At 37.8% G+C, this 16,220-nt stretch carries 10 protein-coding genes; 6 read left to right on the top strand and 4 right to left on the bottom strand.

The genetic code is table 11. The annotated features are described in order from the left end of the window. Nucleotides 1–21: 21 nt before the first annotated feature. Entirely contained in the window at nt 22–993 is a 972-nt protein-coding gene (locus tag H4J38_RS11170) for a magnesium transporter CorA family protein (RefSeq protein ID WP_182131855.1), read from the top strand. A gap of 88 nt (nt 994–1,081) precedes the next feature. Here H4J38_RS11170 and H4J38_RS11165 read toward each other — a convergent pair whose 3' ends face one another. Continuing rightward, nucleotides 1,082–2,296 carry a cation:proton antiporter gene (locus H4J38_RS11165; RefSeq protein ID WP_182131854.1) on the bottom strand — a complete coding sequence of 405 codons (1,215 nt, stop codon included), beginning with the start codon at nt 2,294–2,296 and terminating at the stop codon, nt 1,082–1,084. Between the two features lie 317 nt (nt 2,297–2,613). Between H4J38_RS11165 and H4J38_RS11160 the strand changes: the two genes are divergently transcribed. The 3 genes from H4J38_RS11160 to H4J38_RS11150 are packed head-to-tail and all read left to right on the top strand — an operon-like array spanning nt 2,614 to nt 8,600. Then, complete coding sequence (locus H4J38_RS11160; RefSeq protein ID WP_182131853.1) at nt 2,614–4,329, top strand: autotransporter assembly complex family protein; 1,716 nt, start codon at nt 2,614–2,616, stop codon at nt 4,327–4,329. Then, nucleotides 4,326–8,087, top strand: coding sequence for a translocation/assembly module TamB domain-containing protein (locus H4J38_RS11155; protein WP_182131852.1), 3,762 nt, complete (start codon nt 4,326–4,328; stop codon nt 8,085–8,087). The genes H4J38_RS11160 and H4J38_RS11155 overlap by 4 nt, the downstream gene beginning before the upstream one ends. Nucleotides 8,088–8,114: 27 nt before the next feature. After that, nucleotides 8,115–8,600: a hypothetical protein gene (locus H4J38_RS11150; RefSeq protein ID WP_182131851.1), complete on the top strand. Its 486-nt coding sequence runs from the start codon at nt 8,115–8,117 to the stop codon at nt 8,598–8,600. A 126-nt stretch (nt 8,601–8,726) separates the two neighbouring features. Here the strand turns inward: H4J38_RS11150 and H4J38_RS11145 are convergent, their stop codons facing one another. After that, on the bottom strand, nt 8,727–9,566 hold the full coding sequence (locus H4J38_RS11145) for a universal stress protein (protein WP_182131850.1): 840 nt from the start codon (nt 9,564–9,566) through the stop codon (nt 8,727–8,729). 207 nt (nt 9,567–9,773) lie between these two features. Here H4J38_RS11145 and H4J38_RS11140 point away from each other — a divergent pair, with 207 nt between their 5' ends. Further along, nucleotides 9,774–10,562 carry a hypothetical protein gene (locus tag H4J38_RS11140; RefSeq protein WP_182131849.1) on the top strand — a complete coding sequence of 263 codons (789 nt, stop codon included), beginning with the start codon at nt 9,774–9,776 and terminating at the stop codon, nt 10,560–10,562. Nucleotides 10,563–10,576: 14 nt separating this feature from the next. After that, complete coding sequence (locus H4J38_RS11135; RefSeq protein WP_182131848.1) at nt 10,577–11,443, top strand: mechanosensitive ion channel family protein; 867 nt, start codon at nt 10,577–10,579, stop codon at nt 11,441–11,443. Between the two features lie 30 nt (nt 11,444–11,473). Here H4J38_RS11135 and H4J38_RS11130 read toward each other — a convergent pair whose 3' ends face one another. Next, a complete protein-coding gene (locus H4J38_RS11130) occupies nt 11,474–14,395 on the bottom strand; it encodes a diguanylate cyclase (protein WP_182131847.1) in 2,922 nt (973 codons plus the stop codon). A gap of 111 nt (nt 14,396–14,506) precedes the next feature. Beyond that, a complete protein-coding gene (locus tag H4J38_RS11125) occupies nt 14,507–16,198 on the bottom strand; it encodes a GGDEF domain-containing response regulator (RefSeq protein ID WP_182131846.1) in 1,692 nt (563 codons plus the stop codon). Nucleotides 16,199–16,220: the final 22 nt, after the last annotated feature.

Raw genomic sequence — 16,220 nt, 5'->3', positions numbered from 1 at the left:
TGGGTAAATAGAGAGTATATAATGATAAAATGTATGTTGATATCACCAACACAAAAAACCGTAATTGGTAGTACTGAATTAATCAGTCAATGGCAAGAAAACGACCAAACTACGCTGTGGATTGATCTCGATAATGTTGACTTAGAAGAAGAAACACGGATATTAACGCAATTTAAATGCCATCCCCTAGCTATAAGTGATGCGCTTCGTGAGCGCCACCCACCTAAAATTGAATTGTTTAAAGATTATATTTTTATGCTTTATCGCGGCATAGTCGCGAATGATGACAGCCTTAACTTTAACCATTTACAAATTAGCTTGTTCATCGGTAAACGCGTATTAATAACTCGACATCCAAAAAGCTCTTTAGCGATTAATGAGTTATTTAGTGAAATCGGTGAAAAACACCTTAAACGCAGCCCAGTGCACTTAGCGCTTAGACTGTTCCATAGCAGTTGTGGTTATTATCTCAAAGAAATGTTTCATTTTGAAGCTGAGCTAGAAAGAATTGAAGATGACTTTCAATTAAGTGGTAATGACCAAATGATGAAGCAAATTACCTCTTATCGCTCACAACTGGTGAAAATAAGACGTACATTTAATTATCATGTCAACATGGGGGAAACTTTAAAAGTTTATGTCGATGATGAAGATACAGACCTGATCACTGATAAAGAAACTCATACGGTTAATGATTTACGCGAACGTTTAGACCGTCTACTGAGTCTTTCGCAAATGTATTACGATATTTGTGGCGATTTAATTAATGGTTATATGTCTGTAACGTCACATCAACTTAATGCAACAATGCGGGTATTAACGGTGATCACGGCATTATTTGTGCCTTTAACCTTTCTCGCTGGTATCTATGGGATGAACTTTGAGTACATACCAGAGCTGAAAGCTGATAATGGTTACTTCATCTTATTAGGCGTAATGGCGGTGGTTTCAGTGGTATTACTGGTGGTATTTAAGAAAAAACGTTGGTTGTAACAGTCTTATAAACCTAAGTTAATAGAGGAAATCATAGCGAGTTAAAAGCTATGATTTCCTCATCAGAGCTAGTTTCAAAAACTGTAAATTAGTGCTGTTCATTTGTCGAAGTTTTTGTCGAGTCTATTACCTGATTATTTACCGGCTTATGATCAAATTTAAGCCATTTATTACTCATACCAATCCAAATAGGGCTAGTGAGTAAAGAAAGCGAAATAACACATAAGGCTAATTGATAACCGTACTCATTAATAATACTCGACTGATAACCAACCGCTGCCAACACAAAACTAAACTCGCCAATTTGTGACAATAACACCCCTGCATAAAGACTTTCTTTCCAACTAAATTTAGATAATTTTAATATAATGGCATTGATGAAAATATTAGTAATTAATGCCGCCATCACTAAAATAGCGGTTTGCTGCCAATGATTGATTAGAAAGCTCACATCAAGCAACATGCCAACAGAGACAAAAAATAGCGCAACAAACAATACTCTGAAAGAATCGAGGGTGCGATGAACCCAAAGGGTTTCTTTAGCTGCACCAACTAACATACCAGCAACAAAAGCGCCTAAAGCGGTTGATAGTTCAAACCATGCCGTTAACATGGCCAAGCCAAAACAAATACCCAAAGCGGCGAATAGTTGTAATTCTCTGTCGTCTTTTAACCATTTTGATAGCGGTAAATGTACTTGTTTACGGGTGATAATAAAGCCAAATAGTGCGACTGCGAGAATTGTGCCAGCGCCTTGCTTGACTAACTGTACATTGTCGACATTGCCTGCGCCGAGTAACCCTATGATGATCAGCATAGGAATAATTGCTAAATCTTGTGCGAGCAATATGCCTAGAGCACTTTGGCCTAAGCTTGATGACAGCATGCCGTTGTCTTGCAATAACTTTATAACAATAGCAGTGCTACTAAGGCTAATAACAAAGCCAATTAATACAATTCGGGCTAAGCTCCAATCAAACCAAAGACCGAGTAACCAAACACAGCCAACACTTAATATAATTTGCATTAGTGTGCCGAAAATAATCAACTTCCAGTTTTGAACTAACTTATGGATATCAGTTTCCATGCCAACAAAAAATAGCAGTAACACCACGCCAGCAGTACCCAAGCGAGAAATACTCTCACTGTCAGTAACTAAACCAAAACCCCAAGGCCCGATAACAATACCGGCAATTAAATAGGCAACAACATGCGGCTGTCGAAAAAATTTCAAAATAAAACCTAACAGTAATATAAAGAAAATAGCGCCAACGGCTTGGGGTAAAAAGGGGTCCATATGCATAGCTGTAAACCTTTTTGAAAAATAATATTTATAGTAAATGAGTAAAGTTACAAATAGAGCTACTAGTTATAAATGTCGCATAAAGTGTGATAAAATCAGTAATTTCAAGGTTATTGTAAACTACTATATTTTATCACAGCTACGTTTTCTTACGATTTGATATAAATAGTATTTATTTAATGATCTCATGTGACAAAGTCGTCATAATTATTACACTGGTGTTCGATTTTTATCAGTCAATTAACCATGGAAAAATATTGAAATACGTGAATTGCTCATACTGCATTCGATTTATCTATACATTAATTACTGTGTTGATGTTAACAAATGCCTTCAAAGTAGAGTCAGCTGAGCCAGATAAAGTCGGCACCCATCTTAATATTATGGGTGTAGAAGCGGTATTTAAAACCAATATTTTGCGAAATTTAAGCAGTAACGAAAATATTATCCCGTTGTCATTGCTAGGCTTTCCACAATCAGATAATTATATCTTGAATAAAACCCGCAGCGCTTTACAGGCGTTGGGCTATTACCAGCCGATTTTAACTTTGACTGACGATAAAGAAGGCAAAATATTAACCATTGATCTACAGTCGCCTGTGCGCTGGAACAATACTAGTATTGTGCTCAACTGCGAGATTGAAGTTGCAGAAATGTCGACCTTGGTTGTCAAACATCCGTTTACCAAAGGCAAAGTAATCAATCATGGTGATTACAGTCAATTTAAATCTACATTGCAACGCCAAGCACAAGAACTAGGGTTATTGAACGCTAGTTTTAGTACCAGTTTACTAAATGTTGATGTGGCTCAGCTCCAAGCCAATGTTAAATGGGTTTTCAACTGTGGTGCTCGCTACACCATTAATAAGATTACGATTGAAGGCACGGTTTTATCTCATGATTTAATCAACAGTTATTCAACCATCCGTTCTGGTGATGCGTACAACCAACTCGATATCATAGCAAGCCAGCAAGCACTTAATCGCTCTGGTTTTTTTAAGTCAGTGGTGGTTGATCAGTCGGTTAATCATGTGACAAAAACGGTCGATGTTAGTCTTTCAATACTGGACACTGATAAATATGAACTTAAAACCTTATTGGGCTTTGGCACTGACAGTGGCGGTAAATTAGGCGTAAGTTGGCGAAATAGACGCGTTAACAGTAAAGCACATCAATATGTTGCCTCGGTAGATTTTAATAAAGTAAAACTCGATATTGCAGACATTCATGCCACATTTCAATACCAAATACCTCTAGCTAAAGCTAGTAGTCAATGGATAAATTTAGTGAGCTATCAAATTAAAAATGAGGAAATTGGTCGCAGTAAAATACTTACTTTTGAGTCTGTTTTAGCGAATAAAATTGATCCTAATTGGTCGAGCCAATGGTCGATAGCGATGGCAAAAGAGCAATTAGAGTCAGAGGCTGATGTTAATCGAAGTCTTGAATATATTGTGCCTTCATGGCAATTAAATTATTACAGTGTCACCGATCCCTTTTCGGCCATAGAAGGCTGGCGTTGGCAAAGCACCATTCGTTTTAGTACTGAGCAGCTTAGCAACCCTGATATAAAGTTTATACAAACTGACCAAAAGGTAAAACGTATATGGTCATTAAACGGTGACTGGCGATTACTGTTGCGTGCTCGCGTAGGTACTACTTGGATGGACACTGATGACTTTAATAGCTCTATGCCGTCAAACTATCGATTCTTTGCTGGTGGTGATGTATCAGTAAGAGGTTATAAACACCAAAGTTTATCGCCAATTGATAATGAAGTACCCATAGGTGGTAAACATATTTTATCGACAGGCCTTGAAGTTGATTACTTGTTTTATGAAAGTTTTCGCTGGGCACTATTTACCGATCAAGGTAATGCATTTAATGATTGGAAAGATTGGGAATTGCAAAAATCAGTTGGCACAGGGTTAAGATGGGTAACACCGATTGGCGCTATTCGACTTGATATTGCAAAAGCACTTGATGGCAATAAAGCGTGGCGTTTTCATGTCACCATAGGACCTGATTTATGAGCTTTTTCAAAAAGAAAACGCTGTTAAAATGGTTCAGTCTCGTTTCCACTGCCTTGATTGCTGTGGTGTTGTTAATACTGACATGGATTTATACTACAGAGTCAGGTTTGCAATGGTTAGTAGCACGAGGAGCGCAATTTCAACCACAAGAGCTACTTATAGGTAAAGTCAGTGGCACATTAAGTTCTTCTATACATTTAACAGAGTTCGATTGGCAACAGGCTGACACAAGAGTACAAGCGAAAAATATAACCGTTGACTGTCAATGGCTATATTTGATTGACCGTCTAGTGTCGTGCGATACCATTTCTCTAAGCTCATTAGACATGTCGAGCGTTAGTGAGAAAAAAGCAAGCGGTCTGCAAGACGCTTTACCCGAACTTAATACGGTAAAATTACCCGTCGAAGTTAAGATTAAGCAAGTAACCATTGTCGACATAAACTATAAAGCAATTACCCCTGAAATAATTACAGCTACAGAAACGACACCCGAAGAAAGTAGTCAGTACAATATTACCGGACTTACCTTAAAAAAATTAACACATGCCGGCAGTAAGGCAAGTGTTAGTGCTTTAAATTTTAGTATTGATGAACATAACATTGCTGTTTCTGGCTATCTTGATATGCGTAAAAAATGGCAGCACCAACTTGCTGTTACTGTGCAGGGTGCAAAACTTTCTGCTAGCGTAAAGTCAAAAGGGCGCATCAGCGATGCATCGCAATTAACCTTACAATTACAAGCGCCGAATCAAATATCAGTGACTACCGATTGGTTTTATAACCGAGGTTTATTTTTAAAGCGAGGTAAATTAATAGCAGAAAAGCAGCAAGTAGAACTAGCTAATGAAAAAATTTCAATTGAGCATGTTAAAGCCAATTTTGAACTCAATTGGCCTAAAATAACTTCTCAGTTGCAAGCCAAAGCCATATGGCAAGACTTTGCACCCATAACACTAGATGGTAATGCTGAACTCGCCAGTGTGCTAAATTGGCGCTCAAGCGCAGCCGTTTCTATGTTATTAAAAAGTGAGCTCAGTGATAACCAAATAGCCTCATCATTAAAGCAAGTGTTTCCCGACGCGATTGCTAATAATACTGTAGCAATAGAGCAATCATGGCCGGTATTAGCTAACCTTGAAATGGAGCTTAAACAAGGTTTGCTGTCGGTTAAAAGCAATGCGATCAAATTTGGCGAATTAACAGCAGTTGTTCAAGGCGAGTTTAATATTGATAAACCAACAACTGAGAATTTATTGATAACAGGCCAGCTTTATGGTCGCTCTTTAGCTATCAACAATGCCTTTGAAGTGGCAAATGTCGATGTAAGTTGGCTGATTGAAAAACAGCAATCTCATTGGGTTATATCCAGTCAGGGGGAAATAGGGCAACTAGCACTGGCAAAATTTGACGGTAAAAATATTCACTGGGCAGTAGACTTTAGCGATCACTGGCAGGCGGATATTAAAGCTGATTTACTTAATATCAACGATACCGCCGTTGAGTTGCCGTCATTAAAATTTACTGGCTTACCAGAAAAACATAACATGTTAATTAGCGCAAATTTAGCCGAAAACACCTCAGTTAATTTGATATTCGATGGTAAATTACTGCAGGCTCACAACAAGCCATTTACCATTGATAGTGATTTAGCCACAGCAATGTGGCAAATCAGTAACCTAGAGTTTAAGGCACTAAACCAACAAGAGAAGTTTCTGTTAGCAGCAGAGCAACTGCAACTAAACAGCGATGAACAGCGCATAAAAAATCTTTGTCTTAGTGGTAGTGGAACATTTTGTCTCAACGCTAAACATCAAGCTAATCAGTGGTCGGCTAATTTAACTTTTGACCAATGGTATATGTCGCCTGTTTTCGAGCAGTTTAAAGCATGGCAATCAATGCTACTATCAAATGCATCGCCATACTCACAGCAAGTTCAAGGTAAAGTCACGGGTAACTTAGATGTAATAGGCCATGGTGCGCAACTGGAAACAATTGCCGCTAATATATCAATCCCTGATTTTAAGTGGCTGTCATCTGACATTCAAATACAGGGGCAAGAACTTACTATTAATACCCAGCAGCAAAAAAATACTGTCGCAATTACTACGCAATGGCAAACTATCAATGCTGATGTAAAACTACCTGAATGGCAAGCTGAGATTGTCATGCCTAAAGGTCAGGTTTTGCTATCAATAACGCCAGATTTTAAGCTCGATTTTGACTTAGAACAAACGGATATTACCTTAAGTATTCCGAGTGAAAAGAGCAAAGCTGACATTGGATTATCAAAACGTCTATTGACCATTGCGCTAGTAAAACTTCAGGGTAAGTGGCAGCAGGATAAAGTAAGCTCTCGTTTGAATATTCGCTTACCAGGCGATGATGAAATAACGGCTCAGTTAAGCACTGATTGGCCGCTGGTTGATTCTGCAAACATTAGTGGCGACTTGTCACTTAATTTAAAAGAGTTTGATTGGTTTAAACATTGGCAAAAAGGCATTGATAAAATTGATATTAGCTTAGTGCAAAACTTTACCTTAGCGGGTACTTTGAAAAAGCCAATATTGGAAGGTGAAGGGTCACTTGCCATCGACCACTTAGTGATTGATGAATATGGCTTAGATATTCGTAACAGCAAAATAAAATTAAGCAGCCAACAAGACAGTATTATATTATTAGGCGAATTACAAAACCCGCAGGGATCACTCACTATAGCAGGTGATGCAAAGCTTTCGGCGCCAATAAAAGCTAATCTAACAATTGAAGGGCAACAAGTGACACTGGTCAATAACAATGATAATAAATTAATTGTTTCGCCAATGTTAAAGGCAAACTTTCAAAATAACCATTTAACAGTGGATGGTAACTTAATCGTTGATCAAGCAGATATAAAAATTGGATCTTTACCAAAACCTGCCATTAGTGTTTCAGAAGACCAAGTTATTGTTGATGAAAAAGACTTAACCGTAAAAGACTCACCATTTGAGTACGATATATCGCTAACCCTGTCAGCAGGCAATAACGTTAAAATCAGCGGTTTTGGTTTATCAAGCGAAATACAGGGTAACTTAGCTTCAACACTGATTACCGGCCAAGCGTTAACCCTTAATGGTCGCTTAGATTTAAAAGACGGTAAATTTGAAGCTTACAAGCAAACGTTAACTATTGAACAGGGGCAATTGCTGTTTTTGGGAACGGCCGCAAACCCAAGCATTCAGTTTAGAGCTGTACGCATCGTTGATGATATAAAGGTTGGGATTATTGCCGATGGCACAATACACAATCCGCGGTTAACCTTATTTTCAGAGCCGGCCATGGCGGATGAAAATATATTGTCATTACTGATTACTGGCCGCAACTTAGATTCATTATCGCAACAAGAAGGCAATGCATTAACCACTGCAGCTATCAGTTTAGGGGTTGAGAGCGCCAACAAGTTAGTACAGAAGATTGGTGACCAACTTGGCCTCAAAGATGTTGCCTTTACCAGTAAAAGTGGTAATAACGGAAACAGTACACGTGTTGATATTGCCGCAAAAATTAACGACCGATTAAATGTCGGTTATGGCACCAGTATTGATTCTGATAGTAGCGTTCAAGCAGGTTGGAATATTGAGTATAAGCTATCGCCAAGTATCTCATTTGAAGCCATTAGTGGCGATGAAATAAGTGCTAACATTAACTATAAAAAGCAGTTTTCGACTACTAAAGATAAAGATAAAGATAAAGATAACAACAATAAAAAAGACCAAAATTAACCGGTCAAAAATAACAAGAAGGTATTTATGTCAGCAGGTTTAACAAATTTAAATGACTCAACACCAGACGTTTTAATCGCGGCTGTGAGCATCCCTAAACGTCATCCATTAATAAATTGGTTATTAGCCATATTAATAGCAACGCTTGGGGTATATTTGTCAATAATACAATTTGCGGGCTTAGAATGGCTATCACGTAGTGGTTGTTTAATCGCTGTATTGGGTGTTTGGTCAGGATTGGGAGGCATAATACAAGAGCGATTATTAATTGGCCGACTTAATTTCCATCACCGTGTAACAATGGCTCGTGCGAAACGAAAATTGCGAAGATTAAAAGTATCAACCGAAAATACAGAAAGTGAAATTCAAACCATAGAAGATGACTTTGAAGAAAAAACGGAGAAAATATTACAAGCCGTTAGATTACAACTTGGTATCCTCGAGGTTTCATTACTTATCACCGGCACCTTGCTGTGGGGATTTGGTGATTTATTTTTTATCTTGAACGTGTAGACCATAGTACCTATAAATAATCAGCAATGAAGTTAACTGATGAATAAGTGTTAGTTTATTCATCAGTTAATTTCTAAGTCACATTACTAACTCAATTCTTCAGCCACAACCAAACTTATCAATAACTTAAGGGGTATTAATTAAAACCATGTCACAATTTTCATGGTTTATAAGTGCTGATATTGTTGAACCATTAAGCCACTTGTCAAATAAGCTGTGCTCTCTACAACCGAGTACGATTAAGTCAATTTTATTATCATCAACATATGTCAACAAAGCGTGTTCAGGCGTGCCGCGAATAAATGTTATCAAACTTTTAGAGCATTTGACTGTTTTAGCAAAACGATATACTTGCTCTTTATGGAGTGCCTCAATTTGTTTTTCGTATTCAATAGCTAAGGGTGGAATGTGAATAACGTGCAATAAAAACGGCACTGCTTGAGCTGTTGATGGGTGCCACTGCCGCATAAAGTTAACGACTTTACTATCTGATTTATTATCTTCATCATCTTCATGAAAAGGGTCAATCGCCCCAATAGCTTTACCATCAGACAACCATTTCTCTTGGTTTAATATAAATACCGTAGTTTTATTATGGCTAATATATTGATTGTCAGCCGAAGTAAGGCCGGACTTTGAGCGAATAATAATGGTTTTATCTAACGTATTAGCGTTGCTATTAACTTGCTTTGACCAGTACTTTTCTTTACAGATATGTAGGGCACTTTTCGGGAAGTACTTTTTTATTTTTAGTTCAATCTGAGCAATTTTGCTTTGATGAGTTGCTTGTAAAGTATCTGAAATAGTGGCCAGTTCATTTGTGAAGTAACGTCGGTCAAAAAAACGTTGATGATGATGTAAATACCACACAACATTTGCTGAAAGTTTATTCTGTAGTAGGGTTATTTTAGAAAGTATGGCATGAGTGACTTCCAAATCTGACAAAACAATGTGTAATGTTGTCATGAAACGTTCCTTTGGATGGTGAATGATTAACAGCGGTAAAAGCCAGTTTATAAGTGGTATTGGGTATATACACAAGTGCTTTAAGATAGCATAATCTATAAATATAGAAAGGTATTGTTAATTGAAAAATAAGCTGAATTTGTAAAATTCATTAGCAATTAATAACTTTTAATGAGTTAACGCAAAAATATAAATAGAGTAGAGTAAATGGCTAATAATGCATGGTGGGGCGAGTTTACTTTTAGCCTTCAACAACAACGGTGCTGGCAATTTGGCGATAGGTCAATCATTTTAAAACGTGATGAAAATGAATGGAATAGCTGGAATTTAGAAACTGTTACTGAAAATGACCAGGCAATGATTGTTGGCGAACCCGATGACGACTGCTGTATGAAAGCAGCAAAGTTTGGCCGATATCTACAACAAAACACCTCAGACAAAATACAAGTACTCCCCTTACTCGCTGACCGGTCGGTAGTAACTCGTCCCGATACGCCGTTAACTTTGCTCGCAGGTGAAAAGGCAAGGCTTTACGTAAGTACGCCTATTTGGTTCTCGGCTAAATTACTGCCTAAAGGTGAATGTTTACTCGATTTACCATTTTGGCGGCCATCTGACTCTTGGTTTGGCCCATCAACCAGAGTAGGGCAAATATGTTATGCAAAATATACCGCGGCGCGTATTCAACTTAATAATATAGAAAAACGTCCGCATCGGGCCATTACCCCGATCACCGTGATTAATAACCACAACGAGGCATTAACAATAGAGCGCATTAGTGTTCCAGTGACTTTATTGCATTTATACGCTGACCAAGAGCACCAACTCTGGACTACTGGCATATCTGTGCATCGAGATGGTCATAGTGATAATGTTGAATTGCACCTTGATAAGCACGCGCCCGTTGAAGCTAACGCGCCGGTGTTAATTAGTAACCCAAGAGTCGCAACCGAACAAAGTATACTCATACGCAGTATTAGTAGTTTATTTGCTTAATAAAAGAGAAAATTGTGAAAGATATTATAGCGTTTATTGACCTTCTTAAAGCCTCTCATTTATTTGCACTGTGTCAGGCAATATTATTATTTATTATTGGTTTTATCCTTGCACGATTGATCAGTAGTGCCGTAGTAAAGGTGACAAAACATAAATTGACCGCGCATGGGCAATTATTCTTAAAAAGGTCAATTTTTTACAGTATTTTAGCCTTAGTCACATTTTCAGCTTTAGATAATATTGGTCTTGATTTAAGCATATTACTGGGCGCGGCCGGCATTTTTACGGTTGCCTTAGGTTTTGCCTCGCAAACATCAGCATCAAACTTAATTAGTGGTTTGTTCTTGATGATTGAACGACCATTTTCTATTACCGATGTTATTAAGGTAAATGACATTACCGGCGAAGTTATTTCTATTGATTTACTCTCGGTAAAATTACGTACCTTTGATAATCTGTTTGTTCGTATTCCGAATGAAAGCATGATAAAAAGCGCGGTAACGACAATGACCAAATATCCTATTAGGCGCGCGGATTTAAAAATTGGTATTGCGTATAAAGAAGATATTGAAAAAGTGCGTAATATACTGATGGATATTGCGGCGAAAAATTTCATTTGCTTAGAAGAGCCGGCACCTGTGTTTATATTAACCGGCTTTGGTAGCTCGTCGATTGATATTCAGTTTTCAGTGTGGGCAAGACGGGAAAATTTTCTGGCTTTGAAAAACAGCATGTATATAGAGATTAAAAACGCCTTTGATCAGCAGGGTATTGAAATACCATTTCCGCACGTTAGTTTATATGCAGGAACGGCAACAACGCCATTTCCACTTACTTCGGTTGTAGACAGCAGTGCTAAGCAGCCCGCAGCTGATAAATAAAAACTATTTCACCTGATAATTTTAAGGGCTTCAGTGAGATTGTGGTTCTTTGGTTTCAAGGTCATCATTTTCGTAATGCTGCACTTGATTGCGGCCTTGTGCTTTTGCGCGATAGAGTGCTTGGTCCGCCTGATTAATCGCTTGTTGACGATAGTCTACCCAGCCGAAACTACCTTGATGATAAATCGGAATTTGCATCGATAAACCTATGCTAATGGTGATGTATTTTGCACACTCAGAATAGGCGTGGGGAATGGCGAGTTCGTAGACGTCTTTGACGCACTTATTGGCAATATTTACTGCGCTTTTAAGGTCAGTGTTATGCATTAATACGATAAACTCTTCGCCGCCAAAACGCGCGAGTAGTTCGCCGCTGCGAAAAAAATATTTTTGTAATGCTTGTGCAACATTTTTTAGACAAACATCACCAGCAAGATGTCCGTAGTTGTCATTGTAATTTTTAAAAAAATCAATATCGATCATCATTACCGTGAGTGGTTGTTCATCGCGCATGGCACGTTTAATTTCAGTTTCTAATTGTTCAAAATAGTAACGCCGATTGTAAAGATCGGTCAATTGATCGCGATTCGATAAATTCTCTAATTGCACATTCAGCACCGATAACGCTTGATTCGCTTCAAATAGCTCTAAGGTCCGATGTTTTATGCGCCGCTCCATCGTTTCATAGTTCTGCTGTATGCTACTGAGCTGTCGCAGCGTTCTATACTTATTTACTAGGTTATTTAACCAGTTTGAAAGTTTTAAGTGTAATTGGCCAAAGAAGCGATTGCTTTTAACGGTGATCTTTAAAAGTTGCAGGTTTTGAGTTGATTGAGCAAGGCTACTGTTAGTCGAAATTTCGAGGATGTAATCGCCAACGGGCAAGGTAGTAAATTCGATCCGAGCGCCATCCATTACATGCCATCCTGAGTGCAGCCCAACGAGTCGATATTTATAATGTAATGATTGCTCCTGCCAAAGCCAAAAGCAGCCAATGCAAACTTCTAAACTCCAACTACCTTCTGTTAGCTCAACGTAACCAGAGCTCGTCGTCAACTGATTACTTGAATTGAGGCTTTTTATTTCTGGCACCGGAGGTGTAATAATTTCTACCAGCTGATTTAAATTAACTGATTGTAAACCTTCGTTTAAACCACACCAAAATACACCATAAGCACCCTTTACTAGACTTCGTGAGGTGGTAAACTCCCAAAATTTATGTTTTGGAAAGTTGTCGATGATAAAGGTGCAAGTTTTGCTTACTAAATCGAACACTTTCAAGCCTTGTGAAGTGCCTAAAATAACCTGTGTCGGGGAATACCAATGAACGCACCAAGCCGCTACAGACTCGTTAACTTCAAACACTTTCTTAGCTTGTTCATTTTCTATCAGCCAAATACTATTATCAACAGCAAGGATAGTGCGGTGTTGTGTATCAATATCCACTGCGTACACATTGGATAGATTTAGCGATTGAAATAATTTTTGTAATTTTTGCGTTTTACAATGGTAAAGCCATAGTCCGTTTCCTAAGGTCGCGATATAAAATAACGAGTCACTGATTATTTTAATAGCATAAACGTAGCCAATTGTGTGTTGATTATCATCGAGTAACGGCGATAACTTTTTATTTTCAATTTGATAACAGTATAAGCCTGATATGCTGCCATAGATTAATTGATTATCGTAACGAGTTAAACAACGTCCCGCACCAACACTTTCATTGCTGAATATACTAACATTCTCTTGTTCAATATCATCAAATTGTATCAGCCCTATATCGGTTGCCGCCCAAAAACCAATGTCGGCAAAAAAATTTAAATCCCAACAAGCTAATCCGCGCAACCCGAGAATTTCCTTTGCTTGTGAAGGCATTTGTTTCGGAGCATAAAAGCTATAGCTAGTACCGCCGATCAGTAAAAGTTCTTCGTCAGTGGTATTGTGTTTGTTATAAGGGGTAGTTGCGATATTCGTGGACGGCGGCGCGGGCTCAACTAATTGCAACGACAATATCGAATTATTACGTTGACTTCGGTAACTCTTAATCCAATGGTTTAGCGCAGAAATTTTCATTAAGCCGCTAAAGTCGGTCGCGACCCAAAGGTTGCCGTACGAATCTTGCTTTATCGTGTTTACTAAGACATCGTCATTAATATGTCTAATGACTTGCCAGCTCTCCTGCTGTTTTGCCATCACGATTAAACATTGATTATCGGCGATGTAAAGCTCGCCAAGTTGATCGTAAAAAGCCGTTCTAGGTGCTTTAAAGTCGCTCGGTAAAGCAATGCTTTCAATAATATGGAATTCAGTATCAAGTTGAATAACAAACTTTTCAGTAAGTAGCCAAATATAGTCATTTTGCTGGCAAATCTTATGTGGTGTGCCATATTCAGCTATTTGTTGACGAATAAAGGGTTCTAACTTGCCGGCTTGGTATAACCATAAGCCACTGTTTTTACTTTGAATAAGAATTGAATTTTGATCATAACCAACCATGTTGATAATAAAATCATCATCTAACGGTGAGTTGAGCGACTGAAGTTGTGATGTGGTGGTATCCCAAATACGCAAACCGTTCGCACAAGCTAATAGATACTTATCGGCAGCAATTTTTATTGCCGCCTGGCAGCAGCCTAGACCTAAGTCAACGGTAGAAATATTTTGAATTAACTTTGTGGAGTTAGCGTCTAGTTTATCGACGCCGCGATCAGAACAAACCAAAATATAAGGTTTATCACATGCTAAAGCACGGATGCCATGCGTTAATAGCCCTTGCTTTTGGTCTAGTACATTTACTTGTTCACCATCAAAAATGGCCAATCCATTGGGTGTTGCAAGCCATAACTTACGTTCGAAAAATAACATTTGATGAATTTGATGAGAGGGTAGTCCATGCTCTCGAGTTATCCATTCATTGGAGAATTCGTGGAACAAGGTATTTGATGAGTTCATTTAATCGCCCGTTTATCAATTTTTCGCTTAGTACTAATGATATTATTACTCTACTTATTCTTATCTACGTTTATAGACGCTATTAAACTAATGAATGATGTGATTTACACCTTAAACTATAAATTGTCGTTCAATATCGATAGCATCTAACGGTTTAGCAAAAAAGTAGCCTTGTGTGCGCTGAATATTAAGTGCTTGGCATAATAGAAAACTTTGCTCATCTTCAATACCCTCTGCCACAATATCTAGCCCTATAGAGTGCAACATAGCTGAAAGTCCTTGTACTAAAGCTCGTGTTTTTGGTTGATCAGATGCAAGCATTAAGGATTTGTCAATTTTTACGGTATCAATAGGAAAATTTTGTAAATGTGATACCGACGAAAATCCGCTACCAAAATCATCTAATGCTATACGACAACCTAAATCACTCAGTGATTCTATAGCGGTGATCGCTTGGCTGCTATTTTCAAGTAACGCAGTTTCGGTTAATTCAAACTCTACCAGTACCGCTGGAACATGATATTTTTCCAACATACTTTTGATAAACAACACCAATGTTTTATCAGCCAATTGTATGCTTGATAAATTGATAGAAATAGAGAGTAATTTGCTGTTGCGTAGATTCCATAACGATATTTGATAGATAGCTTGTGTAATTACCCAACGACCAATATCAATAATGGCACGAGAACACTCAGCAATAGGAATAAAACTATCAGGAAAATGCATTTTATTCTGAAAGTTCCAGCGTATTAATGCTTCAAAACCAATAACTTTACTTGTCGTTGTTTCAAAAACGGGTTGGTAATGTAAGATAAATTCATTGCGCTCAACAGCACCTATTAAATTTGCTTCCACTTGGTATCGTTGAAGAAACTGCTCTTGCATTTTATCTTCAAAATAGCATATTTGATTTTTACCAAGCTTTTTCGCGCGATACATAGCAATGTCGGCATATTTAAGTAACTCATTGGCGGTATTTGTGTTGTCAGGGTAAATCGCGATACCAATACTCGCGCTCATTTTTATGACTATGCCTGAAATATTAAAGGGTTCATCTAAACAGTGTAATATTCTTTGCGTTACTCTGGTTACATTGTCTATGGTATGCAAGTTGCTCAAAATAATAGCAAATTCGTCACCACCTAAACGTGCAAACACTTCATTACCACGTAAACAGTTACAAATTCTTTGCGTAACTTGTATCAATATTTGATCGCCAATATCGTGGCCATGGGTATCGTTAATAAATTTAAAATTATCAAGGTCGAATAGGGTGAGTGCAAGCTTAGAATCGTCACGCGGTTTTTTTGTAACGCTAGATTGTAATGCTTCTTCAAATGAGTAACGATTAGCTAGGCCGGTTAAGGAGTCAAGTTCTGCTAGTTTTTTTGCTTGCTGATAACTACTTTGAAGCTTTTCTTCTAGTTCGAACCTAGCTTTAGATTGCAAAATGGCTCTTTGTAATCTTGAAGAAGTTACCTCTGATTTAAGTAAAAAGTCTTGGGCACCATTTTTTATGCATTCTAAAGCTAACTCTGTTTCTTCAGAGTTACTTAGCATAATAATGGCAATACTTTTTTCTAAAGAAGCATTACGTAATTCTAATAATAATTCAATGCCATCACGTTTTGGCATACGATAATCGAGTAAAATCACATCAAATTTTTGTTTGGCAAAGGCAGCTAAACCTTCATCGACGGACTCAGTTTCAACAAAGTCCCACTCACATGTTGATTTATTTAATGTCCGTATAATACTTTCTCTATCGACAATATCATCATCAACTATCAAAATATTCAAAGGTTATATTCCTTGTAATACT

It is taken from the genome of Colwellia sp. BRX10-3 (assembly GCF_014077505.1).
Lineage (GTDB): Bacteria > Pseudomonadota > Gammaproteobacteria > Enterobacterales > Alteromonadaceae > Cognaticolwellia.
The sequence above is the reverse complement of the archived record's forward strand: the minus strand, read 5'-3'. Positions and strand labels throughout refer to the sequence as shown.